This is a genomic window from Leisingera sp. NJS204 (assembly GCF_004123675.1).
GTDB lineage: Bacteria > Pseudomonadota > Alphaproteobacteria > Rhodobacterales > Rhodobacteraceae > Leisingera.
On record NZ_CP035417.1, the window covers coordinates 95,410 to 118,947 of the forward strand.

A 23,538-nucleotide genomic window follows, 5' to 3' on the forward strand; every position below is an offset into this window, starting at 1 on the left:
AGATGGAGCAGGTGGATGCGGATGTCGGCAATGTTTTTGAGAAGATAGACAGCTGGGTGGACGGCTTTTTCAGAATCCTGCCCAATCTTGGCATCGCGCTGGTTCTGCTTGCCGTGTTCTGGCTGCTGGCCAGGCTGGTTGCCGGTGTCGTGAGTAGGGCAGGAAAAAGACGCGGGCGGGACAATCTGGGCGAGGTCGGCGCAGCCCTGATAAAATGGGCGCTGATCATTGTCGGTCTGATGCTGGCGATCACGGTCATTGCGCCCTCCATCACTCCTGCGGATCTGTTTGCCGGCCTGGGTATCGGCTCCGTTGCCATCGGCTTTGCCTTTAAGGACATTCTGCAGAACCTGCTGGCGGGGATCCTGATTCTGTTGCGCCAACCGTTTTCAGTTGGTGACCAGATTATCTCTGGCGGGCATGAAGGCACGGTGGAGCGGATCGAAACCCGGGCAACGCTGATTAATACATACGACGGGCGCCGCGTTGTCATTCCGAATTCTGACATTTACACCGATGCCGTCACCGTCAACACAGCGTTTGAGCAGCGCCGTTCGCAGTATGACGTGCAGATCGGTTGCAACGACAGCTGGGACGACGCCAAGCGGATCATGCTTGAGGCTGCGCGCGGATGCGACGGGGTGCTGGAGGACCCGGCGCCGGAAGCGCTGCCTTGGGCGATTGCTGACAATGGCAACAATATCCGCTTGCGCTGGTGGACCAAATCCGACCGGGCAAGCGTGGTGCAGACCTTTGCCCAGGTAATCGAGGCTGTCTACAAGGCGCTGGATGACAGCGGAATTGACATGCCGTACCCGACCCAAGTGATGCTGTTTCACGACCAGACCGAGGAAACCGATGGCGACCGCAGCCGGCATCGTGAAGGCTGGCCTGCGCGGCCCGATGGCAACAACCCCAGGCCGCTCCGGATCGCAGATGCGCTGGCCGGGAGGCGGCAGACGCAAAGTGAGGAGAGCCAAGAGTAACCGGGTTCCCGGACGGGCGTGGCTGCACAAGGCCGGTGGGCCTTGTGTCTGTCATACCGGCAATCTTAGCCGGTTTTGTCGTCCACTGCTGCATCAGGGGCGTTTTTCTTGACGGACTCGATGCCATTGTCGCGGCCAGAGGCGCTGGCGTAGCTTTGCGAGGTGCCGATCACCTGGCCATTGGTGGCTTTCAGGTTGAACATGTGCTTGCCGGCGGCTGTTTCCTTGCGCTCATACCGCCCATCATCACCAGCGTTCTTTTTAACTGACTCAATGCCGTTCTCAGCACTGGCTTTCTGCTTGTAGCCTTCGCTGGCCAGAATGTTCTCGCCGTTGCCTGCTTTCAGGCGGAAGCGGAATTCGCCCGCATTATCGGTATAAAGTTCGAATTTCCCAGACACCCTGCTCACTCCTAATTCCTGATGAATATGAGGGGACTTAATCACGGCTTGGGTCATCCGGCAATGTTTTGGGGCTGCTGCAAACGCGGAATCGGCGGTGCGGGCCAATCACCCGATCAGCGATTGTTGTCTTTCTTGCTGCTGTGAGCTTCCCATAGGTCAGGACGGCGGGCCTTGGTAATGTCTTCGCTCATCCTGTGCCGCCATTCCGCGATCTTGCCATGGTGGCCTGACATCAGCACATCCGGGATTGCGCGGCCGTTCCATTCGGCAGGGCGGGTATATTGCGGATGCTCCAGCAGGCCGGAGGAAAAACTCTCCTCCTCGGTCGAGGCCTGATTTCCCAGCACGCCGGGGATCAGCCGGACGGTGGCATCAATCAGTGCCTGCGCAGCCAGTTCGCCGCCGGTCATCACGAAATCGCCCAAGGAGACTTCCTGAATACCGTAATGGTCCAGTACCCGCTCATCGACGCCTTCAAACCGGCCGCACAACAGGGTCATGCCATCGCATTGGGCGAAGTTCTGCATCATCTGCTGGTCCATCCGGCGCCCCCGCGGCGACAGGTAAATCAGCGGCCAATTGCCCTTGGTTCCGGCCATCGTGTGCTCAATTGCGTTGCCCAGCACATCTGCACGCAGCACCATTCCGGCGCCGCCGCCTGCGGGAGTGTCATCGACATTGCGATGCTTGCCGGCGCCGAACTCGCGCAGATCCACTGTCTCAAGCTGCCACAACCCGTCCTGCAGCGCCTTACCGGTCAGGCTTTCGCCCAGCACTCCGGGGAAGGCTGCGGGAAACAGGGTGATGACCTTGGCTTTCCAAACGCCTGCGAGGTCCGGCGTGGGTGTCATCAGTTCACGCGGTTTCAGGGTCGGACGGATGGCCTTGCGGCCGTGGGATTTGCTTGGTGCTGTCATAATAATGCTGTTTAGTTCAGTCAGATTTTCGCGCAATAGAAAGCTTTGGCCCCTGCATGAATTCGAAACGCACTTCTCTGCCAGCATCCATTGAGCAGCAGGGCGGGTTCGAGGCCGCGCAGCGCCGTGCCGAAGCGCTGTGGCCCGGGATCGCTTCGGATCTGGGGCTCCCGGCTGCAGGCGCTTTGTTCAGACGGATGCAGGTCAACCCCAAAAAAGAGGATCAATGCTGCGTCTTGAGAGTATCCTTGCAGGACGGCAGGGAACTTGTGATGCGGGCTGACTTCGCCGAAGGAAACCTTCACCGGTATCAGGCGAACCTGAAACGCCACCAAACCGCAGCAGAGGCGCTGAAATTCACGACGGGCGTATCGGTGCCGCAGATTCTTTGGTGCGATCCCCAGTATAAGTACACGCTGATGGAATTGGCTCCTGGGGATACAGCATTCCAGGCATTGTATCTGGCTGGCTATGGGCTTGGGGACCGCGACCGGCTATTGCAGCGGATCGGCGCCGCGGTTGCTGCGCTGCACCGCTGCTCGGAGACGGATGAGCAGGTATTCTGGCCGATGCGGCATCTTGAAACCGTGTCACGGACTGCCGGTACCGTTCGTGCAGGAGAGGTGACCGTTGTAAAACCGAAGCGTTTCCTGGGGCTGTGTGCGTATCTGCACCGTGCTGGGCGGCGCGCCAGAGGTGTCAGATACCAGCCCGGCCTTGCCCACGGCGACCTGCATTTCCGGAATATTCTGGCCTCAGATGATCAGATTTCCTTTATCGATTTTTCCAGCCAGAGGTTTTCTATCGCCGAGCGCGATATCTCCAACCTATGGCTTGCAAATGGCCTGGACCATTTGTCCGGCCTGGACGGAGACGCTGGATTTGGCGGGGTTTCACAAGCAGATTGGGCGGCGTTCGAAGAAGGCTACGGGCGGCATGTTTCCCGTGAACCGCTTTTCCAGTTCTGCTTTGCGCTGCGGCTTTGGGAATCCTGGATCAGGTTCTCGGCATCCGGCCGCGCCGCCGGAAAGAAAGGTCAGAGGCAGCTTGAGCAGGTGGTTAAGGTTCTTGATTTACTTCTGGATCAAGAGCCGGGCTGAGCGGGGCCTGCCCGCTCAGAACAGCCCTTCGGGCGGATCGGCGATGATGCGGCCCCGGGTCTGGTCCACGGTTGGCACCGCCTCCAGAGTGAAAGGCAGCAGCACCGTGGCTTTCAGGCCGGGGCCGTGGATTTCCAGCAGGTCGGCGGCGCCGTGGTTCTGCACCGATTTCACTGTGCCCAGCAGGGTGCCGCCGGTGTCATACACTTCCAGCCCGATCAGGTCGGTGTGATAGAATTCGTCATCCGGCAGCTTTGGCAGCTGGTCGCGGCGGGCAAACAGGCGCAGGCCTCTGACTGCATCGGCCTGCTCTTTGGTTTCAACGCCGCTCAGCCGGGCGGCAAAGCCGTTTTTGACCGTTCGGGTCAGGGTCACCGTAAAACTCCGGCTGCCGTCCTCGCTGGTAAGCGGTGAATAGTCGCTGATTTCTTCGGGAATGGCGCAGAAGCTCTTGAGCCGCACCTCGCCGCGCACGCCGAAAGCGCCGGCCACCGCTCCCACGCAGATCAGGTCGCTCATGGTGTTATTCCTTTGCACAGAACCCAGCGCGCAGCCATTGGCCGCCAGAGTGTTCGCAGAGTTCGCTTTGGTGGTTGCGTTCAAAAAAGATGCCTGCGGTAAAAGCCACTGCAACAAAAAACACAAGCCGGATCAACCGTCCCATCGCGGGCCTCAGCGGGTTTCAAGCGGCAGGCTGGCCATCCGGCTTTCCCAGCCGGTTTCTTCCAGCTCCGGCGTGTCCGAGAACCGTTCCGGATAGCCAATGCAGAAATAGCCGATCAGCTGCCAGCCTTCGGGGGCGTTCAGGTCGCGGTTCAACTGTTCGGGGTCCAGCACCGACACCCAGCCCAGACCCAGTCCTTCGGCCCGAAGAGCAAGCCAGAACAATGTGATAGCGGTGACCACCGAATAGCGGCGCATCTCCGGCATGGTTGCGGCGCCCAGGCCGTGGCCCTGCGCAGTTTCATCGTCGCAGTAGACCGCCAATTGCACCGGGGCGTCGCGCATACCGGACAGTTTCAGCCCGGCATAACGCTCGGCGCGTTCGCCGGAATACCCCTCCAAGGCTTGCGCATTGGCAGTCTCAAAATTCTTCAGCGCAGCGGCACGGGCGGGGCTGCTGTCCACCCGCAGGATGCGCCAGGGTTCGCTGAGGCCCACAGACGGGGCAAGCGGAATGGCAGAGAGGCAGCGCATCAGCACTGCCTCTTCCACCGGATCGCTGCGGAACCGGCGCACGTCGCGCCGGAGCCGCATCAGCAGATCAAGCTGGCTGCGGAACTCTTCGGGAAAAGCGCCCCGCAGCTCCACGGAATTATTCCGCGTCTGCAGTTGCTGCGGAGGCTTCAGCAGCCTTTGCAGCTTTCTCTTCTGCGCGCTCCTGGGCTTTCTTGCCCGGGGCGCCTTTCTTGGGGTTGCTGCGCTCGGTCTTGGCACGGACACCGGCCGCTTCCAGCATGCGGGCGATACGGTCGGTGGGCTGCGCGCCGTGGTCCAGCCAGTGCTGCACGCGTTCCATGTCCATTTTCACGCGCTCTTCGCTGTCTTTCGGCAGCAGCGGGTTGTAGGTGCCCAGCTTCTCGATGAAGCGGCCGTCGCGCGGCATGCGGCTGTCAGCAGCCACGATGCGGTAAAAAGGACGCTTTTTAGAGCCGCCGCGGGCCAAACGGATTTTCATTGCCATGGGTACATCTCCTTTGATGGCGTTGTCCGGGGTTTGCCCCGGTTGTTCCTGTTGTCTGTTGTTATTCTTGGTGTTTCTTGTGGTGCCGAATGACTTCACCGATGATGAAGTTCAAAAATGCCTTAGCGAATTCAGGGTCCAGATCGGCCTGTTTTGCCAAGTCTTCAAGCCGCGCGATCTGCGCCGCTTCGCGGGTTGGATCAGACGGCGGAAGGTCGTGTTCAGCCTTGAGCCGCCCCACTGCCTGGGTGTGCTTGAACCGCTCGCCCAGAGTATAAACGAGGATCGCATCCAGGCGGTCGATGCTTTCACGGTGGCCCTTCAGCAGCTGGGCTGCGCGGACGGCGGGGTCTTGGGTTTCGGTCGTCATCAGGTCCTCCGCAGGGCAGCAATGCCAGGGCGTGCCGGGACAGCAGCGGGCATATGTCCGCTATTCACAGCAAGTAGACCGCCACAGCGCAGCAAATGGGTGTTCTGGTGCAACTCAGTCAAGTGCCCAACCCTCCGGCTTGAACAACGGGTCGGCGTAGTGGCCGATTTCCATTTCGATGCCATGCGCAATCTGGCTGTCCTTCAGGGTGTCCGGCGCAGGGTGGCGGTAGACCGCATCATTGCCGTCGATGGTTGCGGCGCTGTGGTCCTTGGCAGCGCCGAGCCGCTCCGCCAGCCGGATCGAATCGAGATTCTTGGGATCGATATAGCTGACCGCGGTCTCCCAGCCCAGATTTGAATAAAAATGTCCGCGAGCGGCCTGTACCGCCTCCAGCGCATAGCCCTTGCCGGCGGCACCGGGCCAGATGATCCAGGCGATCTCACGCTCGGGCCAGCCTGCGGGCTGCCAGCCGCCGGCCATGCCGTAAGTCTCGTCCGTGGCCTTGTCATGGATCATCCACATGCCGAAACCGCGCACCTGCCAATGGCCGATCTCAGCCGCATAGAGCATCCAGGCCTCGTAGGTATTCAGCGGACCGCCCATAAAGCGCGAGCGGTAGGAGCTGAAGGTGGCTTTGAAATCGGGGTAGTCCTGCGGTTCGGGGCCACGCAGTACCAGACGGCGGGTTTCGATCACCGGGATGTCAAAGGGCATCAGCTCGCTCCCTTCAGCGGAAGGTCGCGGCCGGGCCGGACTATGATCCCGTAACGGCGCATTAGTGCAGCAGGCCCCGTTCGGCCTGCGCGCCGGACATGCGGGCGGGCGGGACATGGCGCCAGACGCGGATATTGGGCGCGGGCTGCAGGCGGAAGCTGACCGGCTTTTCCGGGCGGGCGCCGACGCGTTGGGCCAGTGCGATGGAGGCGCCGTTTTCCTCGGGCACGTAGGAGACGATGCAGTCCCACCCGGCCTCGGCAAACAGCCAGTCGAGAACACATTGCGCGGCTTCGCTGGCGTAGCCCTTGCCGCGGCCCGTTTCCATCAGGTGCCAGGACAGTTCCGGTTCCGGCCAGCCTTTGGGGAACCAGGGGCCAACCAGGCCCACGGTCCGGCCGGTGCTGCGTTCAACCACGGCAAACAGGCCGTAGCCGTGCAGATGCCAGTGGCCGATGATGGTGGCAATCGACCACCAAAGCGAATCCGGATCTTCTGCCGCATCGATGAAGCGCGCCGCGCCCGCGTCGAGGAAGGCGGCATTGGCGTCGAACTCCGGGTCCGCCGGAGACATCAGCATAAGCCGTTTGGACTTTAGCCGCGGATACGGCGTTTGCACGTCAGTCATCTTGTACCCCTTTGTCCGGGCGGCGGACCGCCCGGCATAAATTTCACCCATCCAATGAGGGAGTATCGGGGAGACTGCGTAATTTTCAGTTAAACGGGCTGCATCCCGGGCTGCCGGTGCGGCCTGGTTTGTGCAAATTTGACAGAAGCTCATGCGTAGGCCTCCATCCCGCCGTCGCAAGGCGCCTCGGGGGCAGGGTGGCGGTAGACCAGCTCACGCCCGTGTTTCGGGTTGTCGAATTCCGCCTCGAACACCGCGCCAAGCCGTTCGGCCAGCGCCACCGAACGGGTATTGCCCGGGAAGATGTTGGAACTGAGTGCGGGCAGGCCCATCACCTCGTAGGCGTGGGTGCGGGCGGCCAATGCGGCCTCGGCCATGACGCCGCGGCCTTCGCCGGCCGGGAACGCCACCCAGCCCAGTTCCGGTTCCGGCCAGCCTTCGGGCTGCCAGATGCCGGTGATGCCAAGCGCCTCGCCGGTTTCCTTGCAGGTTATGGTCCAGAAGCCGAAACCGCGCATTGCCCAGTGGCCCACCGACATGGTGAACCAGCGCCAGGCTTCGTTGCGGTCGAGCGGGCCGCCAAATCCCCAGGAGCGTGCTTCGTCGGAGAAGAACGCTGCCACCGGCCCGAAATCCGCCGCCTCCGGTCCGCGCAGGACCAGGCGCTCGGTTTCAAGCTGAGGGATGGCGGGGAGCTGCATAGGTTACTTCTTCTTGCCGAAACCGCTGAGGCCCGCGGGCAGGCCCATGCCGCCGCCAAGACCGGGGAGGCCGCCGGGCAGGCCGCCTTTGCCGCCCATTGCCTTGGCCGCGGCTTCCAGCGCTTTGGGGTCCATCTGGCTGGGATCCATGCCGCCCATATCCGGCATGCCGCCCTTGCCGAACATGCCCTTCATAGCCTGTTTCAGCATCTTGCCTTTGCCCATCTTGCCCATCTTCTTCATCACGTCGGCCATCTGCCGGTGCATTTTCAGAAGCTTGTTGAGGTCGGAGACCTCCATGCCGGAGCCGGCCGCGATGCGTTTCTTGCGGCTCGCCTGCAGCAGCGCGGGGTTGGCGCGCTCTTTCTTGGTCATCGACTGGATCATGGCGATCTGACGTTTCAGCACCTTGTCGTCCATGCCGGCGTCCTGCACCTGCTTGGCCATTTTGCCCATGCCGGGCATCATCTGCATCATGCCCTCCATGCCGCCCATCTGGAGCATCTGTTCAAGCTGCATCTTCAGGTCGTTCATGTTGAACTGACCCTTCATCATGCGCTTCATCATCTTTTCGGCCTGTTCGGCCTCGATGGTTTCCTGGGCCTTTTCGACCAGCGCCACGATGTCGCCCATGCCCAGGATGCGGCCGGCGATCCGGTCTGCCTCAAAGGTTTCCAGGGCGTCCATCTTCTCGCCCAGGCCGACAAAGCGGATCGGCTTGCCGGTGACGGCGCGCATCGACAGCGCCGCACCGCCGCGGCCGTCGCCGTCCATCCGGGTAAGCACTACGCCGGAGATGCCGATCTTGGCATCAAATTCCTCGGCCACCTCGACGGCGACCTGGCCGGTCAGGCCATCGACCACCAGCAGAGTCTCGCGCGGGGAGACCACGTTGCGGACGTCCTCGACCTCCTGCATCAGCACTTCGTCGATGTGCAGGCGGCCGGCGGTGTCCAGCATGTAGACGTCATAGCCGCCCAGCGTCGCCTGCTGCTTGGCGCGTTTGGCGATATCGACGGGTTTCTGGCCGGGTACGATCGGCAAAGTGTCGACGCCGATCTGGGTGCCGAGCACGGCCAGCTGGTCCATCGCCGCCGGGCGGTAGACGTCGAGCGAGGCCATCAGGACCTTCTTGCCCTCTTTGTCCTTCAGGCGTTTCGCCAGCTTGCCGGTGGTGGTGGTCTTACCCGAGCCTTGCAGGCCGACCATCAGGACCGGGGCGGGCGGGTTGTCGACCTTAAGCTTGCCGGGGTCTTCGTCACCGCGCAGCACGTCGACCAGCGCGTCATGGACGATTTTGACCACTTGCTGGCCGGGCGTCACCGATTTGGTGACGGACTGGCCGGTGGCCTGCTCCTGCACCTTTTTAACGAAGTCGCGGGCCACCGGCAGCGAGACATCAGCCTCCAGCAGGGCGACGCGGACCTCGCGCAGGGCGGATTTGACGTCCTCTTCATTGAGGGCGCCCTGTTTGGTCAGCCGGTCAAAGACGCCGGAAAGGCGTTCGGATAGATTTTCAAACATGCCTTGCGGCCTCCTGTGCCGGTTTCCAGTTGTAGCGCCCCCGTATGTAGGGGACATGCGATCCATGCGCAAATGCCCCCAAGCTCCTCGTGTCAGTCGTGGGGCAAACCAAACGGGTTTGCCCCCACGGGCGTAACACGCTGGTGGGGGGCGATCCCTGGCACGGGCAGGGACCGGAAGACTCAGTGCTTCCGGACGTTGGAGCAGGCGTTACGCCGATTAACCGTCAGAGTCAACTGTTGCAAGGGGGGCTGCAGGCAGCCATGCATTGATCGCATCGGCCAGCTGCAGCGGGCCGCGGCCATTGGTAAAGGCTTCAACCACCGGGTGGCGGCCGGCGCTCATGCCGCCGTCCAGTACCAGCACCGGGCGGTAAAGCGTGCGGGTGCGGCCCTCGCTGCGGCTGGTGGTGCTTTCCACCTCGGCGTGGGACAGGTCGGCGAGCCGGTGTTCGGCCTCGCTGTAGCCGAACACCGACTGGCGCCGGATCACGATACTGCCGCCGGAGCGGTCGAGGATCACCTGCACCCGGCGCACAAAGAGGCAGAAGGCGGCAAAGCCCATACCGCCGCCCGCGAGGGCAAAGAAGATGCCGAACCAGAGGTTCGCGCCGCCGGTGCTGGCCGCGCCAAGACCTGCGCCAACAAAGACTAGGATAAACAGGGTAAGGGCGATGCCGATGAACCAAGGGTTATCGGCCAGGATCAGCTGTTCAGGCGTGTTGCGGGTGATTTTCATGGTGTAAGCTTACCCTGGGGAAAGCGGTCCTTCAGGGGAAAATGGCGGACTTTGCGTCAAATTCGTGTACGGGGCGCCGCCGCTACGCCCTCTGCGCGCTTGACTCGGGGCGGGGCGCTTGGCCAACATCAAAAACGGCCCCCTGCTGTCCATTCACCGGCACGGGGCGCTCAGAAGAGCACCGAGGCAGATCTTTGGCACAGGTAAGCTGCACGCCCTTGGCGATTGCGGTCCTAGGCGGGCATTCGCATCAGCCAAGGGAGGATCTAAGAACATGCGCGTTTTCACTATTCTGGGACCGTCGCAGTCCGGCAAATCAACGCTGGCCACGGCGCTGGCCAATCTGGACAGCGCTGCCGGCAAGCGGCAGGAGGTTGCAGGCGTTGCCGCTTTGCAGCCTTTTTCATTCATGGGCGAGGACTGGGCCGCAATCGACATCGCGGGCGGGGCCGACAATCTGGCGCAGGCGGGGCCTGCACTGGCGGCCAGCGACGCGGCCGTCCTTTGCGTGCCGGCTGATGCCGGGGCTGCGGTGCTAAGCGCGCCGTATCTGCGCAAGCTGGAGGAGGCGGGCATCCCCGCCTTTCTTTTTGTCAACCGCATGGACCAGGCAGCGGACCGGGTGGCAGAGATCGTTGCCGCGCTTCAGGCCTATTGCAGCCACAACATCATTCTGCGGCAGGTGCCGATCCGCGAGGATGGCCAGGTTGTGGGCGCTGTGGATCTGATTTCCGAACGCGCCTGGCAATACCAGGAGGGTAAGCCTTCGGCGCTGATTGAGCTGCCGGTGGCAATGTATGCGCGCGAGCAGGAGGCCCGCACCGAGCTGCTGGAAGCGCTGGCGGATTTTGACGACACGCTGCTGGAAGAGTTGATCGAGGATCAGAAGGTGATGCCGGAAGAGGTCTATGATGTGGCGACCAAGGTGCTGCAGCATAACGACCTGGTTCCGGCACTGATGGGGTCGGCTGAGAATAAGAATGGCATCCTGCGGCTGATGAAGTCCTTGCGGCACGAGGCGCCGGATGTGGGCGTGGCACTGGAGCGGCTGTCGCAGGACGGCGCGGTGGTGGCCGTCGGCTGCATGGCGGATCTGGTAAAACATCTTGGCAAGACGGTGATGGTACGCGCGCTGGACATAGGCATGGGCAATGGCGCCCCTGTCGGCGGCGCGGCACTGGGGTCGCTGACAGGGATCGGCGGCGCCGTGAACAACGCGTTTCAGGCAGGAGACATTGGGCAGGCGGTTAAATCGGATCATTTGAACCTGGGTTTTGCCTATGGGCCGGAAGGGGCGGCGCCGTTGCCGGATTGGGCGCAGCCGCGGCCTTCGACATTCCGGCGGGTGATCACTCCGTTGAATGAGCGCGACGATGCGCGGCTGTCGGGCGCGCTGGAACGGCTGGCGGAGATCGATCCGGCGCTGGTGGTGGGGCAGGATGAGGCCAGCGGCCATCTGCTGCTGAACCTGCAGGGGCCGCTGCATATGCGACGCATCAAGCAGGCTTTGAAAGACGAGTTCGGCGTCGAGGTGGAGGAGGGGCAGGTGCCTCCGGCGCTGCGCGAGACCATCAGCAAGAGCGTGCAGATCCAATACCGTCACCGCAAGCAGTCCGGCGGCGCGGGGCAGTTTGCCGATGTGGTGATCGAGGTGAAGCCGTTGCCGCGCGGCAGCGGCTTTGTGTTCGAGGAAACAGTGAAGGGCGGCGCGGTGCCCAAGAACTACATCCCCTCGGTCGAGGCCGGCGCGCGCGAAGCGCTGGCGCAGGGGCTGAACGGCCATCCGGTAGTGGATATCTGCGTGACGCTGAAGGACGGCAAGCATCACTCGGTCGACAGTTCCGACTATGCCTTCCGCACCGCGGGCAAGAACGCGGTCCGGGAGGCGCTGTCTGAGGCCGGCGCGGTGCTACTGCAGCCGATCATGCGGGTGCATATCCATGTGCCGTCCGTCTTCACCGGCGGGCTGGTGCCGGTGGTGAGCGGCATGAAGGGGCAGATTCTGGGGTTCGAGGCTGAGGACGGCGTGGCCGGCTGGGACGTGTTCGAAACCCTGCTGCCAATGTCGGCGCAGGATAATCTGTGCAACACGCTGGCCAGTGCCACCCGCGGTACCGGCTGGTTCAGCACTGATTTCGACCACTATGAAGAGGCGCGGCGGGCGGATTTCGCCGAGGCCTAGGTCCAGGCTGGCGCAAATCGGGGCGCAGGGGGCGGAACACCTCTTGCGCCCCGCTGCAGTTTTGCGTGATCTGCTCTGCAATTCGTCACTGATTTCGCGGAGCACGCCATGGACGCCTCATCAACCTATCAGGACAGCCTGCCTGTCTCTTCGGACGCGCTGCTGAAGCAGCTGGACGACTGGGGCATTGCCTATCAGCTGCACACCCATGTGCCGCTACGCACGGTGGAGGATGCCAAGGGCGTCGAGGAGCAGTTCATGGTGCCGGGCGAAAACGCGCTGCGGCTGAAGAACCTGTATCTGCGCGACAAGAAGAAGCGGAACTATCTGGTGACGCTGCAGCAGGACCGCGAAATCGACCTGAAGGCGCTGGGCGCGGAACTGGGCGCAGGCAACCTGTCCTTTGGTTCCGCTGGCAGGTTGCTGGAGAACCTCGGCATCCGCCCTGGCGCGGTCAGCCCGCTGGCGATGATCACCGGCGCAAAGAAAGGCGTCACCTTCTATATGGACGCCGCTGCACAGGAAGTGGATGTGATCTATATGCACCCGCTGGTCAATGACCGCACGGTGGCGATGAAACGTGCCGATGTGATGGCATTCTTTGAAAAGACCGGCTGCGAGGTCAGCTGGGTCTAACCGGCCCGTTCCTCCTCCAGCGCAAGATCCAGCGCGGCGGCAACATGGGCGGCAGAGGGGTTCACGAACAGGAAGCCGCCGGTCTCGAAACTGACGTCGTCGATGTGGTCAGGGAAGGCCAGCGGCAGTTCGGTGCAGGCCAGCAGAATGGCGGTGCCGGGCCGGGCGTGTTTGGCGCAAAACCGCAGCAGACGGCTCTGTGCGCCACTGGCCGCGCCGCCATGGAAATCCTCGTCGATCATGGCCTGCATTCCGATGATCTCTTCCTCTGGCAAAGGGTCATTGGCGCTGACCCCGTGTTCGGCGAGTACGCTGGCATAGTTGCGGGCCTGCATGGTGACAGCGGTGCCCAGGACCAGCGCATGGGTCGCGCCGATGGCGGCGGTGGCTTTGGCAGTGGAGTCAAAGATGCTGAGGATGGGCATCATTACCCCGTCGCGGATCGCATGCAGTCGCGCGTGCGGAGTGTTGGAGGCGATTAAGGCAAAATCACAGCCCGCGCGTTCCAGGGTCAGCATGGCCTCTCGAAAGACGGCGTCGAAAGCGGCCCAGCTGGCCTCATCACCAGGGCGGCCGCGCAGAGCGCGGGTCTGGGCTTGAACAACGGATTCGATGGCAATGGGCGGTACCGGTAGCGGCGATGTGGCGCCGCGCTCCGCGAAGAACCGTCCAGCGCCCTCGCAGATGGCGCGGTAGTAATCGACGGTGGAGGCCCAGCCGGCGCCGCCGAGAATGCCGATCTTCTTCATTGAGTTGCCTGCCCTTTAAACGCTGATGCTGGCAGATTGGCACGGCAGCGGAGGGGTGCCAAACTTAAAAGACCGCCGGCCCTCCCGATGGAGAGCTGGCGGCCGTGCAGATGTGCAGAGGATCAGGCCGCCAGGGCTTCGATCTGGGATTTTGCCTTGGCCAGGGCGCTGTCAGCGCCGGCCATCAGGGCGTCGGCGGCCACGATCTCAACCTCGGTGATGCCGATGAAGCCCAGCACGTGGCGCAGATAGGTGGTCGCAAAGTCGATGTCAGAGCCCGCCTGAGTACCGCCGGAGGCCACTGCGATGATGGCGCGCTTGCCTTCCAGCAGGCCGACGGGACCGGTTTCCTCGTAGCGGAAGGTGACGCCCACGCGGGCCACCAGGTCAATCCAGGCCTTGAGTGTGGACGGCACCGAGAAGTTGTAGATCGGCGTGCCGATCACGATGGTATCGGCCTGTTTCAGTTCCTCCACCAGCGAGTCGGAAAGGGCAAGCTGCTGCTTTTGTTCATCGCTGCGCTGGTTTGCCGGGGTGAAGTTGGCCCCGATCCAGGCGCCGTCCAGCAGCGGCAGCGGTGCAGCCAGATCGCGGCGGATCACATGGGAGGCGCCAAGGCGGCTGGTTATCTGCGCCGAAAGATCGCGGGAAACGGAGCCATCGATGCGGGCGGAGGAGTCGATATGGAGGATGGTACGGGCCATTACTGTATTCCTGTGCTTGTTGCTGGCAGGAATTTGGGTTATTGCATTTTCGAACGCAATGCCGATCAAATCACATGAATTGTGCGTTTTTGTGGGAGATGCTATTCCGCTGGCAAGGAGGCCGCCATGGATAATTGGGACGAAGTCCGCACCGCCTATCAAGTGGCCCGCATGGGCACGGTCAGCGGTGCCGCCGAGGTGCTGGGCGTGCATCACGCAACGGTGATCCGGCATATTGATGCGATCGAGGCGCGGCTGGGCGTTAAGCTTTTTCAGCGCCACGCCCGCGGCTATACCCCGACGGAATCCGGTCAGGACTTGCTGCGGGTGGCGCAGGCGACCGATGACCAGTTCAGCCAGCTGGTCGGGCGGCTGAAAGGGCAGGGCGACGATGTGTCGGGGGAACTGGTTGTGACATCGCTGGCGTCCTTTGCGCCGATGATGGTGCCAGCGTTGAAATTGTTTCAGGATATGCATCCGGGGCTGATCATCCGCTACCTGACCGGCGACCGGCTGTTCCGGCTGGAGTATGGCGAGGCGCATGTGGCGATCCGCGCGGGCAATGCACCGGATCAGCCCGACAATGTGGTGCAGCCCTTTATGAAACAGCAGATCGGGCTTTATGCCTCCACGGCTTATGCCGAAGAATACGGAATGCTGAAGGGTGTCGAGGATATTCCCAATCACCGGTTTGTCGGTCAGGATGATGAGAGCAGCAGGGCGCCGTTTTCGCGCTGGTTGCGGGCCAATGCGCCGGCTGAGGCCATCGCCTTTCGCTGTACCGATGGCTTTACGCTGAAGTCAGCGGTCCGCAGCGGTGCCGGGATTGGCTTTATGGCGGCCTGGGAGGCGCGGCGGCAACCGGATCTGGTAGAGATGATGCCGCCGCAGGAAGACTGGGAAGGCGCATTGTGGCTGGTGACCCATGTGGATCTGCACCGGACCACTAAGGTGCAGGCGTTCCTGACGTTCCTCAAGGAACAGGTAAAGGACTGGCAGCTGTGAGCGAGGCACTGCGCGGGCATCTGGCGATGCTGTTGTTTTCGGCCCTGGTGGCGGGGTCTTTCTCGCTGGGTGTCATGGTCGCCAACGAGATTGCACCAGCGGCCTTGAATGCGGCGCGGTTTGGTATTGCCGCTGTGGTGATCGGTGTCGCGGCGCTGGCCACCACCGGGCTGCAACGGGCGCATTTCCGGGCGCCGTGGCGGTTTGCGGTGCTGGGCGGGCTGTTCGGCGGCTATTTCGTGCTGATGTTCTACGGGCTGCAGACGGCGGCGCCGGTCAGCGCAGCGGCAGTGTTCACGCTGGTGCCGTTGATGAGCGCCGTGTTCGGCTGGCTGCTGCTGCGGCAGATCACTACCGGCTGGATGGCATTGGCGCTGGCGATTGGCGCGGCAGGCGCGGTCTGGGTGATCGTGCGTGGTGATCCGGGCGCCTTGGCTGCCTTTGAGATCGGCCAGGGCGAGGTCATCTATTTCTGGGGCTGCGTGCTGCACGCGATCTATACGCCGATGGTGCGCAAGCTGAACCGGGGCGAGCCGGCGGTGGTGTTCACCTTCGGGATGCTGCTGGCGGGCGGCGCGTTGCTGGCGGTATTCGGCTGGCAGGACATTCTGGCCACCAATTGGTCCCAGCTGCCCGGTATCGTCTGGATCGGTCTGTTCTATCTGGCGGTCTGTGCCAGCTCTGCCACCTTTGTGCTGCTGCAATATGCGGCGATGCGGCTGCCCTCGGCCAAGGTGATGGCCTATACTTATCTCACCCCCAGCTGGGTGATCCTGTGGGAGATCGCGCTGGGCCGCGGCGCGCCGCCGGGCCTGGTGCTGATCGGGGTGGCGATGTCGGTGGTGGCGCTGGTGATGCTGCTGGAAGGGGCGCGGTCGCGGGTCCCGGCCTGAACGCAACGGGCCTGAACGCAACGGGCCTGAACGCATTGGGCCTGACCGCCGGCGGGCCTTCGCCGCCGCTTGCGGCAGGTCAACGCAATTCCCTTGTTTTCCGCTATACTGGTCCTGAGGGACTCTTCGGATAGAGGAGGGAGAAATGTTCAAGCATATCATGGTGCCCGTTGATCTGCACATGCCCGCAACGGTCAAGAAAGCCCTGGATGTGGCAGCGGACTTTGCCAAAAATCACAGCTCGCGCGTAACACTGGTGCATGTGACGGATCAGCAGGTCAAGCGCGGGCATACGGTCGGGCCGTCAGGTGACGAGCTGGCGGACCTGGCAAACAAGATGGCGGCAGAGACCGGTGCAAGGGTGGAGGGGCTGCCGGTCTATTCTGTGGATGTCGGATCAGAGATCAACTCCATACTGCCCCGGACCGCTAAGGAGCTGGAGGTGGATCTGGTTGTGATGGGCACCCATATGCCGGGGATCCTGGATTATGTGTTTTCGTCCCACGCCAGCCATCTGGTGCTGCATTCCGAAACCTCGGTATTTGTGGTGCGCTAGGGGTCCGGCTGCGCGTCCTCTGACAGATGCTCGGCCTCCAGAAAGCGTTCAAAGGCATCCAGATTGACCGGCTCGAACTGGCCGAAGCCCTGCATCCAGACCGAGGCTGCGCGCATGGCATCCGGTTGCAGCTTGCACCATTTGACCCGGCCATGCTTTTCCTGCGCGATCAGGCCTGCGCGGGTCAGGATAACCAAGTGTTTTGAAATTGCTGCCAGCGACATCTCAAACGGTTCCGCCACATCGGTCACCGCCATATCGTCCTCCAGCAGCATGGTGAGGATCGCCCGGCGGGTGGGGTCGGCCAAGGCCGCAAAGACGGTGTCAAGAGGGTCGCTCATGCCTGATACTCCTACCCATCGTCCGGCAGTTTGACAATCTGTCCTGAACCGTCATGGTGGCGCCTTTCAAGCGCACGGGGATTGATGGCATGGCATTGAAATACTGGCTGGTGATATTCATTCTCGGCATCGGCTGGGGCATGTCGTTCATGTTCAATGCTATTCTGCTGCGCGAATTGGGGCCGTTGTCGGTGTCGATGGGGCGGGTCGGATTTGGCGCGCTGGGCTGCTGGATCTATGTGCTGGCGGCACGCAAGCGGGTGCCGGCAGAGCCTGGGCGCTGGCTGGCGCTGTTTGGTTTTGGAGTGCTCAGCTATGCCGGGCCCTTTGCCTTTTACGCGCTGGGCCAGCAGCATATCGCCAGCGGCGTGGCCGGGATTGTCAATGCGACCACTCCGGCGCTGGCGGTGGTTGTCTCCCATTTCTGGCCCGGCGGCGAGCGCGCAACCGGGTTGAAGTCTCTAGGGGTCGTCTGCGGGTTCCTTGGGATCGTGCTGCTGTCGCTGCCTCTGCTGGATAGCGGCCGGTCGTCGGAGATCTGGGCGGTGCTGATCACTCTGTGCGCGCCGCTGTGCTATGCCTTTTCGGTCAACATCGCGCGCCGCTTTAAGGATATGCAGCCGGTGGTGCTGGTGGCCATTGCGCTGACCGGGGCCACCGCGGCGATTGCGCCGCTGGCAATCTGGAGCGAAGGCCTGCCGCATGTGACGCGGATTGAGACCTGGGCCTCCTTGTTCATCATCGGTTTTGTGCTGACCTCAGCCGCTTTCATCGCCTTTTACTGGGTGCTGCCCAAGGTGGGGCCAACCAACATTACCCTGCCAACGCTGATCGCGCCGGTTTCGGCGCTGTTCCTTGGAACCTACATCCTGAAGGAGCAGCTGCTGGCAGAGCACCTGTGGGGCATGGCAGCGATCCTGCTGGGATTGTTGCTGATCGACGGGCGGATTGTGCGCTGGCGGATGGCAAAACCGCCCATTCGCTAAAATCAACCTTTTGGTTGAATATAGAAACTGGGTTGGATTGGCGCCAACGATTGCTGCGGCAGAGCGGCGCGGTTTTTCGATATATCAAATTATAACTTATAAATCAGTGACTTGGTGGCGCGTTGAATCTTCTTTCCTTGTAATTGACTCCTAAGCCCCATGGCCTTAGCAACCTCATAGAAATCGCGTGAGGATGGCGCCCGTGACCGACGACGACCAAAAGCAGCGCATGGCGCAGCTGGAGGAAAAGCTCGCGGCGGCGCGTAAGGCACAGCAGCCCAAGCCGCGCGCGGATGAGCACTATTCCATGGCCAATCAGGCTTGGCGGATGGTGATTGAATTGGTGGCCGGTCTCGGGATCGGCTTTGGCATCGGATACGGGCTGGACCTTCTGTTTGGAACCCTGCCCATCTTCATGGTGCTGTTTGTAATGCTGGGCCTTGCGGCTGGAGTGAAGACAATGCTTCGCACCGCGCAGGAGATCCAGGAACAGAAACTGGCCGATGAGGCCAAGAAAAATGCGCAAGACCGGGACTGATCCGACGGGATCAAACGCCGGCGACAGGAGAAGCGGACCGATGGGCAAAATTTTCTTTTACGCAGCGCTGGCGCTGGTGCTGGTATCCGGCCTGATTTTCGCCCCGGCGGAGTCAAAACTGGCAATCCACCCGATGGACCAGTTCAACGTGGCAGCGCTGTTTGGCGATCACATCTCCTGGTACACCCCGACCAACGTGACCCTGTGGATGGCGCTGGCTGTTGCCGCGGTGTTTGCGCTGCTGGTCATGGGCTCATCGCGCCGCGCCATCGTGCCTGGCCGCGCCCAGTCGGTCGCGGAACTGGCTTACGGCTTCATCTACAAGATGGTTGAGGACGTGGCTGGCAAGGACGGCGTCAAGTTCTTCCCCTACATCATGACCCTGTTCATGTTCATCGTGATGGCCAACTTCCTGGGGCTGATCCCCGGCTCGTTCACCACCACCTCGCACATCGCGGTGACCGCGGTTCTGGCGGCGCTGGTGTTCTTCACTGTGACCATCGTTGGTTTCGTCAAGAATGGCGCTGGTTTCCTGGGCCTGTTCTGGGTGTCGAGCGCGCCGCTGGCGCTGCGCCCGATCCTGGCCATCATCGAACTTATTTCCTACTTCGTGCGCCCCGTCAGCCACAGCATTCGTCTGGCAGGCAACGTGATGGCCGGCCACGCGGTTCTGAAAGTGTTCGCAGGCTTTGCCGCAGCACTGGGCATGTTCAGCTTCCTGCCGATCTTTGCCATCACCGCGGTTTACGCACTCGAAGTTCTGGTGGCCTTCATTCAGGCCTACGTCTTTACCATCCTGACCTGCGTGTACCTGAAGGACGCACTGCACCCGAGCCACTAAGGCCAGGATCTGAAAATCCGCGGGCGCAGCCTGTCCGGCGCGCCTGCTCCCCGAAATGCACATTCCATCGTAAGGAGAAACATCATGGAACTCGTAGCAGCAGCAGCACTCGGCAAATTCATCGGCGCAGGCCTGGCAGCAATCGGTTCCGGCGCAGCCGCAATCGGTGTGGGCCACGTTGCCGGCAACTTCCTGGCAGGCGCTCTGCGCAACCCGTCGGCAGCTGCCGGCCAGACCGCAACCCTGTTCATCGGCATCGCATTTGCAGAAGCACTGGGCATCTTCTCGTTCCTGGTTGCGCTGCTGCTGATGTTCGCCGTCTAAGACCTCAGGAACCTATTTCCTTACGGCCGGGCAGTGCGGCCTAAATCCGCACTGCCCGGTGTAACGGCAAGTTCCCAAGGAGGACGACATGGCATCTAATACGCAAGACGCAGCACACGGCGCCGCAGACGCAGCGCACGGGTCTGCTCCGGGTATGCCGCAGCTGGACTTCTCGACCTTCGGGAACCAGATCTTCTGGCTCGCGGTCGCTCTGGTCGTGATCTACCTCATCCTGTCGCGCGTCGCGCTGCCCCGCATTGCGGCTGTGCTGGCCGAGCGTCAGGGGACAATCACCAACGACCTCGCCGCGGCTGAAGACCTGAAAGCCAAGGCAGTCGAGGCCGAAAACGCATATAACAAAGCTCTGGCGGATGCCCGTGCCGAATCTCAGCGCATCGTTGCTGAGACACGTGTGGAAATTCAGGCCGGGCTGGACGAGGCAATTGCCAAAGCAGACGAACAGATCGCTGCCAAGGCTGCCGAGTCCGAAAAGGCAATCGCCGAAATCAAGGCCGGTGCGCTGGAAAGCGTGAAGGCTGTTGCCACCGACACCGCAGAGGCGCTGGTGACGGCGCTGGGCGGTTCGGCAGACGCAGACGCAATTGCCGCGGCAGTTGCCGAGCGGACGAAAGGATAAGGACATGCGCAATATTCTCGCCCTTGCCCTGACTTTCGGTGCAGCGTCGCCTGCCTTTGCTGCCGGCGGCGGCCTGGACCTGTCCAACACCAATCTGGTTGTGGGTCTCGGCTTTGTACTGTTCGTTGGCATTCTGCTGTTTGCCAAAGTGCCATCGCTGCTCGCAGGCCAGCTGGATAACCGTGCGGAAGGTATTCAGAAGGAACTGAACGAAGCCCGCGCGCTGCGTGAAGAGGCCCAGACCGTTCTGGCGTCCTATGAGCGTAAGCAGCAGGAAGTTCAGGCCCAGGCTGATCAGATCGTTGCTGCGGCCCGTGACGAAGCTGCCCGCGCAGCGGAACAGGCAAAAGCGGATCTGCAAACCTCCATTGCCCGCCGTCTGGCGGCTGCCGAGGAGCAGATTGCTTCGGCGGAAGCCTCGGCTGTGAAGGAAGTGCGCGACCAGGCGATCACAATCGCTGTTGCTGCTGCGGACCAGGTGATCTCCAAGCAGATGACTGCCGCCGAGGCCAACAAGCTGATCGACGCCGCCATCGCGGATGTGGACGCCAAGCTGCACTAAGCTGGGCACCACTGCTGAAATCAAAGAACCCGGCCCAAGCGGCCGGGTTTTTTTGCAAATTTGGGAGGGGATGATGTGAACCCATTCCGCAAAGTCGCGCGCCGCCGCAGATTGCCCGTGCCGTCCACTTTACCCGTCGCGTCCAGGTTCGTTTGGATCGTTTGAGAACAGTGCGATCTTGTTGCCTTGAGGATCGCGCAGGTACCCCACATAGAAGTGAGGCCCGTAAGAGGCACGAAAGCCGGGCTGGCCCTCGTCCGACCCGCCCGCAGAAAGCGCGGCGGAGTGAAGGTTGCGAACCTGTTGTTGATTGCACGCTTCAAAGGCGACCATAGACCCGTTGCCAGCCGAGGCGGGGCGCCCGTCGAAAGTTGGTTTAACGTAGAAGTCAGGCAGAATCGGAGACTGACCGGACCCAACAGGCAGTGCGTAACTAAGGCCCTCAGACCCCTCTTCCAGTTTGTATCCAAGGGCTGGCAGGAACGCAGAATAAAACAGTTTCGCGCACGCGATATCATCCGCTCCGACTGTGATATAGGCTATCATTTTTCGTCTTTCTTTCCGGCCTCCAAAGCCGGCACTGGTTTGACAGTGGCACAATTCGGTTTGCCCCGAATTCTGTTCACGGTTTCAGCCTCACCCCTTGCCGATCTCATGCTCCAGCCGCTGCTTTGCCACTTCGGCGTTGCGCTCGGCGCGCTGGTGGTCGGTGAGGGCCTGTTTCACATAGTCCAGATGCGCCTCCACCGCGGAACGGGCGGCTTGCGGGTCGCGGGCCTGCAAGGCGGCGTTGATGGCGCGGTGCTGCTCCAGCAGCGCTTCATAGGTGGTGTGCTGCTGGAACATGATCCGGCGGTTGTAGAAGACGCCCTCGCGCAGCAGATCAAACATCGAGCGCATCATGTGCAGCATGATGACGTTGTGGCTGGCGTCCATGATGGCGGAGTGGAACTGGGCGTCGAGCTGGGCCGCTTCTTCAGAAATGGCGGGATTGCCGGCCGCCTCCATCTTGTCAAAGATCGCCTGGATCACCTGCAGGTCATAGTCCGATCCGAACCGGGCTGCGCGCTCTGCGGCCAGCCCCTCCATGTCGCGGCGGAAGGAGAGGTAGTCAAACACGGCTTCGTCATGGGTGGCGAACAGCTGGATCAGTGCCGGCGAAAAAGCCGATCCCAAAACGTCCCCCACAAACACGCCGGAGCCTGCCTTGGAGGCAAGCAGCCCGCGCGCCTGCAACTCACCGATGGCATCACGCAGGGAGGGGCGGGAGACACCAAGCCTCTCCGCCAGCTCCCGTTCGGCAGGCAGCCGTTCACCAGGTGAGAGGATGCCGCGCAGGATCAACTGCTCGATCTGCTTAACGACGGAGGCGGAGAGTTTTTCGGGCTGAACTTTCTGAAATGGCATGCGGAGGCTCATCTGAATTGGTCAAATCATATGACCACGGGGGAGGGGGGGCTGCAAGTGCGGGCAGGGATCACGAAGGCTGTAACATTAGGTCAGTATTGTTGACATTACTTCGCGCGCTCCTACCGTGACACCAGATCCCAAGCCAGGAGAGCCAGGATGCAGTTCGATCAGATCTATGCCAGCCGGAACACGCGGATGAAGGCGTCGGAAATCCGTGAACTGCTGAAGCTCTTGGACCAGCCGGATATCATCTCATTTGCCGGCGGTATCCCGGACCCGGCACTGTTTCCGGCGGATGAATTTGCCGATGCATTCAAGAATGCGCTGACACCGGAACGGCAGGCCATGGCACTGCAGTATTCAGTGAGCGAGGGATATCTGCCGCTGCGTGACTGGATTGTTGAGGAAATGGCGAAGATCGGTATCGCCTGTGATGCGAACAATGTGCTGATCACCTCCGGCTCCCAGCAGGCGCTGGATTATCTGGGCAAGCTGTTCCTGTCGCCGGGGGATACTGCACTGGTCGGCTGGCCGACCTATCTGGGCGCGCTGGCAGCGTTCAACGCCTATGAGCCACGTTATGACCGGCTGTCTTTGAAGGGCAACCGAACGGCGGAAAGTTATGCCGAGGATGCAGCGGACGCGGGCAGCGCGGTGAAATTTGCCTATCTGTCGCCGGATTTTGCCAATCCAACCGGAGAGACCCTGGACCGCGCCGGGCGGCTGCGGCTGCTGGAACTGGCTGACAGCCTGGAATGTGCCGTCATCGAAGATGCGGCTTACCAGTCGCTGCGCTATGATGGGGAGGTGGTGCCGCCGGTTCTGGCGCTGGAGCAGGAACGGAAGGGCTCGATTGAGGACTGCCGGACGATTTATTGCGGTTCGTTCAGCAAGACCCTTTCGCCGGGTTTGCGGATCGGCTGGGCGGTGGCAGCCAAGCCGGTGATCACGCAAATGGTGCTGCTGAAGCAGGCGGCGGACCTGCATAGTTCGACAATCAACCAGATGGCAGTCCATGGCGTTGCCGAGGCCCGTTTCGATGTGCATGTGGCGCAGCTGCACGTAGTCTACCAACGCCGCCGGGACGTCATGCTGGCGGCGCTGGAGGAGCACATGCCGGAGGGTGTCAGCTGGACCCGGCCTGAGGGCGGCATGTTCGTGTGGATGACCCTGCCGGACCGCATGGATGGGGCGCAGTTGCTGGCCCGTTCTTTGGAGACGGAAAGGGTGGCCTTTGTGCCGGGGCAGGCATTTTTCGCCGATGGCAGCGGCCAGGACACGATCCGGTTGAGCTTTTCCAACTCTAACCATGCGGCGATTGAGGACGGGATTGCCCGGTTGGGCCGGCTGCTGGGCTCTGTCTAAGGCCGGATTGCCACCGGCTTGGCAAAAGATCGCCGGGTTG

Annotated in this window: 30 protein-coding genes; 14 read left to right on the top strand and 16 right to left on the bottom strand. The window is 62.0% G+C overall.

The window, feature by feature from the left end; translation table 11 throughout:
• Positions 1 to 2 precede the first annotated feature (2 nt).
• Positions 3 to 986 carry a mechanosensitive ion channel family protein gene (locus ETW24_RS00470; protein ID WP_129369278.1) on the top strand — a complete coding sequence of 328 codons (984 nt, stop codon included), beginning with the start codon at positions 3 to 5 and terminating at the stop codon, positions 984 to 986.
• Between the two features lie 65 nt (positions 987 to 1,051).
• Here the strand turns inward: ETW24_RS00470 and ETW24_RS00475 are convergent, their stop codons facing one another.
• Together ETW24_RS00475 and trmD are read right to left on the bottom strand one after the other, a co-directional pair.
• Complete coding sequence (locus ETW24_RS00475; RefSeq protein WP_254695665.1) at positions 1,052 to 1,495, bottom strand: YegP family protein; 444 nt, start codon at positions 1,493 to 1,495, stop codon at positions 1,052 to 1,054.
• Between the two features lie 8 nt (positions 1,496 to 1,503).
• Positions 1,504 to 2,307: a tRNA (guanosine(37)-N1)-methyltransferase TrmD gene (gene trmD, locus ETW24_RS00480; RefSeq protein WP_129369279.1), complete on the bottom strand. Its 804-nt coding sequence runs from the start codon at positions 2,305 to 2,307 to the stop codon at positions 1,504 to 1,506.
• A gap of 197 nt (positions 2,308 to 2,504) precedes the next feature.
• Here trmD and ETW24_RS00485 point away from each other — a divergent pair, with 197 nt between their 5' ends.
• Complete coding sequence (locus ETW24_RS00485; protein ID WP_205877312.1) at positions 2,505 to 3,407, top strand: aminoglycoside phosphotransferase family protein; 903 nt, start codon at positions 2,505 to 2,507, stop codon at positions 3,405 to 3,407.
• Positions 3,408 to 3,422: 15 nt separating this feature from the next.
• Here the strand turns inward: ETW24_RS00485 and rimM are convergent, their stop codons facing one another.
• The 9 genes from rimM to ETW24_RS00530 all read right to left on the bottom strand — a co-directional run bounded on the left by rimM (position 3,423) and on the right by ETW24_RS00530 (position 9,769).
• The gene (gene rimM, locus ETW24_RS00490; protein ID WP_129369281.1) at positions 3,423 to 3,926 is read right to left on the bottom strand and encodes a ribosome maturation factor RimM; all 504 of its coding nucleotides are present in this window, start codon (positions 3,924 to 3,926) and stop codon (positions 3,423 to 3,425) included.
• Positions 3,927 to 4,079: 153 nt separating this feature from the next.
• A complete protein-coding gene (gene bluB / locus ETW24_RS00495) occupies positions 4,080 to 4,664 on the bottom strand; it encodes a 5,6-dimethylbenzimidazole synthase (RefSeq protein WP_237455888.1) in 585 nt (194 codons plus the stop codon).
• A gap of 58 nt (positions 4,665 to 4,722) precedes the next feature.
• A complete protein-coding gene (rpsP, locus tag ETW24_RS00500; RefSeq protein ID WP_129369283.1) occupies positions 4,723 to 5,091 on the bottom strand; it encodes a 30S ribosomal protein S16 in 369 nt (122 codons plus the stop codon).
• Between the two features lie 61 nt (positions 5,092 to 5,152).
• Positions 5,153 to 5,461 (bottom strand): chorismate mutase, encoded by a 309-nt coding sequence (locus ETW24_RS00505; protein ID WP_129369284.1) that lies wholly within the window; start codon positions 5,459 to 5,461, stop codon positions 5,153 to 5,155.
• 114 nt (positions 5,462 to 5,575) lie between these two features.
• On the bottom strand, positions 5,576 to 6,178 hold the full coding sequence (locus ETW24_RS00510) for a GNAT family N-acetyltransferase (protein ID WP_129369285.1): 603 nt from the start codon (positions 6,176 to 6,178) through the stop codon (positions 5,576 to 5,578).
• 61 nt (positions 6,179 to 6,239) lie between these two features.
• Positions 6,240 to 6,806 (bottom strand): GNAT family N-acetyltransferase, encoded by a 567-nt coding sequence (locus ETW24_RS00515; RefSeq protein WP_237455872.1) that lies wholly within the window; start codon positions 6,804 to 6,806, stop codon positions 6,240 to 6,242.
• A 149-nt stretch (positions 6,807 to 6,955) separates the two neighbouring features.
• Positions 6,956 to 7,507, bottom strand: a complete 552-nt coding sequence (locus ETW24_RS00520) for a GNAT family N-acetyltransferase (RefSeq protein ID WP_129369286.1) — start codon at positions 7,505 to 7,507, stop codon at positions 6,956 to 6,958.
• Between the two features lie 3 nt (positions 7,508 to 7,510).
• Positions 7,511 to 9,031 (bottom strand): signal recognition particle protein, encoded by a 1,521-nt coding sequence (ffh, locus tag ETW24_RS00525; RefSeq protein ID WP_129369287.1) that lies wholly within the window; start codon positions 9,029 to 9,031, stop codon positions 7,511 to 7,513.
• 219 nt (positions 9,032 to 9,250) lie between these two features.
• The gene (locus tag ETW24_RS00530) at positions 9,251 to 9,769 is read right to left on the bottom strand and encodes a hypothetical protein (RefSeq protein ID WP_129369288.1); all 519 of its coding nucleotides are present in this window, start codon (positions 9,767 to 9,769) and stop codon (positions 9,251 to 9,253) included.
• A gap of 274 nt (positions 9,770 to 10,043) precedes the next feature.
• Here ETW24_RS00530 and ETW24_RS00535 point away from each other — a divergent pair, with 274 nt between their 5' ends.
• Positions 10,044 to 11,951 carry an elongation factor G gene (locus ETW24_RS00535; protein ID WP_129369289.1) on the top strand — a complete coding sequence of 636 codons (1,908 nt, stop codon included), beginning with the start codon at positions 10,044 to 10,046 and terminating at the stop codon, positions 11,949 to 11,951.
• Positions 11,952 to 12,059: 108 nt separating this feature from the next.
• Positions 12,060 to 12,587: a prolyl-tRNA synthetase associated domain-containing protein gene (locus ETW24_RS00540; protein ID WP_129369290.1), complete on the top strand. Its 528-nt coding sequence runs from the start codon at positions 12,060 to 12,062 to the stop codon at positions 12,585 to 12,587.
• On the opposite strand, the gene ETW24_RS00545 is transcribed toward ETW24_RS00540, so the two are convergent.
• On the bottom strand, positions 12,584 to 13,336 hold the full coding sequence (locus tag ETW24_RS00545) for an aspartate/glutamate racemase family protein (protein WP_129369291.1): 753 nt from the start codon (positions 13,334 to 13,336) through the stop codon (positions 12,584 to 12,586). The genes ETW24_RS00540 and ETW24_RS00545 overlap by 4 nt on opposite strands.
• 122 nt (positions 13,337 to 13,458) lie before the next feature.
• Positions 13,459 to 14,040, bottom strand: coding sequence for an FMN-dependent NADH-azoreductase (locus tag ETW24_RS00550; protein WP_129369292.1), 582 nt, complete (start codon positions 14,038 to 14,040; stop codon positions 13,459 to 13,461).
• A 126-nt stretch (positions 14,041 to 14,166) separates the two neighbouring features.
• Between ETW24_RS00550 and ETW24_RS00555 the strand changes: the two genes are divergently transcribed.
• The 3 genes from ETW24_RS00555 to ETW24_RS00565 all read left to right on the top strand — a co-directional run bounded on the left by ETW24_RS00555 (position 14,167) and on the right by ETW24_RS00565 (position 16,494).
• Complete coding sequence (locus ETW24_RS00555; RefSeq protein WP_129369293.1) at positions 14,167 to 15,045, top strand: LysR family transcriptional regulator; 879 nt, start codon at positions 14,167 to 14,169, stop codon at positions 15,043 to 15,045.
• Positions 15,042 to 15,938, top strand: coding sequence for a DMT family transporter (locus ETW24_RS00560; RefSeq protein WP_129369294.1), 897 nt, complete (start codon positions 15,042 to 15,044; stop codon positions 15,936 to 15,938). Before ETW24_RS00555 ends, ETW24_RS00560 begins: the two co-directional genes overlap by 4 nt.
• A gap of 145 nt (positions 15,939 to 16,083) precedes the next feature.
• Positions 16,084 to 16,494 (top strand): universal stress protein, encoded by a 411-nt coding sequence (locus tag ETW24_RS00565; protein ID WP_129369295.1) that lies wholly within the window; start codon positions 16,084 to 16,086, stop codon positions 16,492 to 16,494.
• Here the strand turns inward: ETW24_RS00565 and ETW24_RS00570 are convergent.
• Entirely contained in the window at positions 16,491 to 16,835 is a 345-nt protein-coding gene (locus tag ETW24_RS00570) for an ArsR/SmtB family transcription factor (protein ID WP_129369296.1), read from the bottom strand. The two genes, ETW24_RS00565 and ETW24_RS00570, sit on opposite strands and share 4 nt — an antisense overlap.
• Before the next feature lie 89 nt (positions 16,836 to 16,924).
• Here ETW24_RS00570 and ETW24_RS00575 point away from each other — a divergent pair, with 89 nt between their 5' ends.
• From ETW24_RS00575 to ETW24_RS00600, 6 genes are all read left to right on the top strand, one after another.
• A complete protein-coding gene (locus ETW24_RS00575) occupies positions 16,925 to 17,821 on the top strand; it encodes a DMT family transporter (protein WP_129372792.1) in 897 nt (298 codons plus the stop codon).
• Positions 17,822 to 18,014: 193 nt separating this feature from the next.
• Positions 18,015 to 18,359 carry an AtpZ/AtpI family protein gene (locus ETW24_RS00580; protein ID WP_239032530.1) on the top strand — a complete coding sequence of 115 codons (345 nt, stop codon included), beginning with the start codon at positions 18,015 to 18,017 and terminating at the stop codon, positions 18,357 to 18,359.
• Positions 18,360 to 18,399: 40 nt separating this feature from the next.
• Positions 18,400 to 19,200, top strand: a complete 801-nt coding sequence (locus ETW24_RS00585) for a F0F1 ATP synthase subunit A (protein ID WP_129369298.1) — start codon at positions 18,400 to 18,402, stop codon at positions 19,198 to 19,200.
• An 84-nt stretch (positions 19,201 to 19,284) separates the two neighbouring features.
• Positions 19,285 to 19,524, top strand: a complete 240-nt coding sequence (locus tag ETW24_RS00590) for a F0F1 ATP synthase subunit C (RefSeq protein ID WP_027242466.1) — start codon at positions 19,285 to 19,287, stop codon at positions 19,522 to 19,524.
• An 88-nt stretch (positions 19,525 to 19,612) separates the two neighbouring features.
• Positions 19,613 to 20,161 carry a F0F1 ATP synthase subunit B' gene (locus tag ETW24_RS00595; RefSeq protein WP_129369299.1) on the top strand — a complete coding sequence of 183 codons (549 nt, stop codon included), beginning with the start codon at positions 19,613 to 19,615 and terminating at the stop codon, positions 20,159 to 20,161.
• A 4-nt stretch (positions 20,162 to 20,165) separates the two neighbouring features.
• A complete protein-coding gene (locus ETW24_RS00600) occupies positions 20,166 to 20,723 on the top strand; it encodes a F0F1 ATP synthase subunit B (protein WP_129369300.1) in 558 nt (185 codons plus the stop codon).
• A 129-nt stretch (positions 20,724 to 20,852) separates the two neighbouring features.
• Here ETW24_RS00600 and ETW24_RS00605 read toward each other — a convergent pair whose 3' ends face one another.
• The gene (locus ETW24_RS00605; protein WP_129369301.1) at positions 20,853 to 21,269 is read right to left on the bottom strand and encodes a VOC family protein; all 417 of its coding nucleotides are present in this window, start codon (positions 21,267 to 21,269) and stop codon (positions 20,853 to 20,855) included.
• 90 nt (positions 21,270 to 21,359) lie between these two features.
• A complete protein-coding gene (locus ETW24_RS00610; protein WP_129369302.1) occupies positions 21,360 to 22,130 on the bottom strand; it encodes a FadR/GntR family transcriptional regulator in 771 nt (256 codons plus the stop codon).
• A gap of 159 nt (positions 22,131 to 22,289) precedes the next feature.
• On the opposite strand from ETW24_RS00610, the gene ETW24_RS00615 reads away from it, so the two are divergent.
• Complete coding sequence (locus ETW24_RS00615) at positions 22,290 to 23,498, top strand: aminotransferase-like domain-containing protein (protein WP_129369303.1); 1,209 nt, start codon at positions 22,290 to 22,292, stop codon at positions 23,496 to 23,498.
• Positions 23,499 to 23,538: the final 40 nt, after the last annotated feature.

Coding starts and splice junctions, on each gene's coding strand:
- ETW24_RS00470 (WP_129369278.1), top strand. CDS start 3: ATGGAGCAGGTGGATGCGGATGTCGGCAATGTTTTTGAGAAGATAGAC.
- trmD (WP_129369279.1), bottom strand. CDS start 2,307: ATGACAGCACCAAGCAAATCCCACGGCCGCAAGGCCATCCGTCCGACC.
- ETW24_RS00485 (WP_205877312.1), top strand. CDS start 2,505: ATGCAGGTCAACCCCAAAAAAGAGGATCAATGCTGCGTCTTGAGAGTA.
- rimM (WP_129369281.1), bottom strand. CDS start 3,926: ATGAGCGACCTGATCTGCGTGGGAGCGGTGGCCGGCGCTTTCGGCGTG.
- bluB (WP_237455888.1), bottom strand. CDS start 4,664: ATGCGGCTCCGGCGCGACGTGCGCCGGTTCCGCAGCGATCCGGTGGAA.
- rpsP (WP_129369283.1), bottom strand. CDS start 5,091: ATGGCAATGAAAATCCGTTTGGCCCGCGGCGGCTCTAAAAAGCGTCCT.
- ETW24_RS00505 (WP_129369284.1), bottom strand. CDS start 5,461: ATGACGACCGAAACCCAAGACCCCGCCGTCCGCGCAGCCCAGCTGCTG.
- ETW24_RS00510 (WP_129369285.1), bottom strand. CDS start 6,178: ATGCCCTTTGACATCCCGGTGATCGAAACCCGCCGTCTGGTACTGCGT.
- ETW24_RS00515 (WP_237455872.1), bottom strand. CDS start 6,806: ATGACTGACGTGCAAACGCCGTATCCGCGGCTAAAGTCCAAACGGCTT.
- ETW24_RS00520 (WP_129369286.1), bottom strand. CDS start 7,507: ATGCAGCTCCCCGCCATCCCTCAGCTTGAAACCGAGCGCCTGGTCCTG.
- ffh (WP_129369287.1), bottom strand. CDS start 9,031: ATGTTTGAAAATCTATCCGAACGCCTTTCCGGCGTCTTTGACCGGCTG.
- ETW24_RS00530 (WP_129369288.1), bottom strand. CDS start 9,769: ATGAAAATCACCCGCAACACGCCTGAACAGCTGATCCTGGCCGATAAC.
- ETW24_RS00535 (WP_129369289.1), top strand. CDS start 10,044: ATGCGCGTTTTCACTATTCTGGGACCGTCGCAGTCCGGCAAATCAACG.
- ETW24_RS00540 (WP_129369290.1), top strand. CDS start 12,060: ATGGACGCCTCATCAACCTATCAGGACAGCCTGCCTGTCTCTTCGGAC.
- ETW24_RS00545 (WP_129369291.1), bottom strand. CDS start 13,336: ATGAAGAAGATCGGCATTCTCGGCGGCGCCGGCTGGGCCTCCACCGTC.
- ETW24_RS00550 (WP_129369292.1), bottom strand. CDS start 14,040: ATGGCCCGTACCATCCTCCATATCGACTCCTCCGCCCGCATCGATGGC.
- ETW24_RS00555 (WP_129369293.1), top strand. CDS start 14,167: ATGGATAATTGGGACGAAGTCCGCACCGCCTATCAAGTGGCCCGCATG.
- ETW24_RS00565 (WP_129369295.1), top strand. CDS start 16,084: ATGTTCAAGCATATCATGGTGCCCGTTGATCTGCACATGCCCGCAACG.
- ETW24_RS00570 (WP_129369296.1), bottom strand. CDS start 16,835: ATGAGCGACCCTCTTGACACCGTCTTTGCGGCCTTGGCCGACCCCACC.
- ETW24_RS00575 (WP_129372792.1), top strand. CDS start 16,925: ATGGCATTGAAATACTGGCTGGTGATATTCATTCTCGGCATCGGCTGG.
- ETW24_RS00580 (WP_239032530.1), top strand. CDS start 18,015: ATGGCGCCCGTGACCGACGACGACCAAAAGCAGCGCATGGCGCAGCTG.
- ETW24_RS00585 (WP_129369298.1), top strand. CDS start 18,400: ATGGGCAAAATTTTCTTTTACGCAGCGCTGGCGCTGGTGCTGGTATCC.
- ETW24_RS00590 (WP_027242466.1), top strand. CDS start 19,285: ATGGAACTCGTAGCAGCAGCAGCACTCGGCAAATTCATCGGCGCAGGC.
- ETW24_RS00595 (WP_129369299.1), top strand. CDS start 19,613: ATGGCATCTAATACGCAAGACGCAGCACACGGCGCCGCAGACGCAGCG.
- ETW24_RS00600 (WP_129369300.1), top strand. CDS start 20,166: ATGCGCAATATTCTCGCCCTTGCCCTGACTTTCGGTGCAGCGTCGCCT.
- ETW24_RS00605 (WP_129369301.1), bottom strand. CDS start 21,269: ATGATAGCCTATATCACAGTCGGAGCGGATGATATCGCGTGCGCGAAA.
- ETW24_RS00610 (WP_129369302.1), bottom strand. CDS start 22,130: ATGCCATTTCAGAAAGTTCAGCCCGAAAAACTCTCCGCCTCCGTCGTT.
- ETW24_RS00615 (WP_129369303.1), top strand. CDS start 22,290: ATGCAGTTCGATCAGATCTATGCCAGCCGGAACACGCGGATGAAGGCG.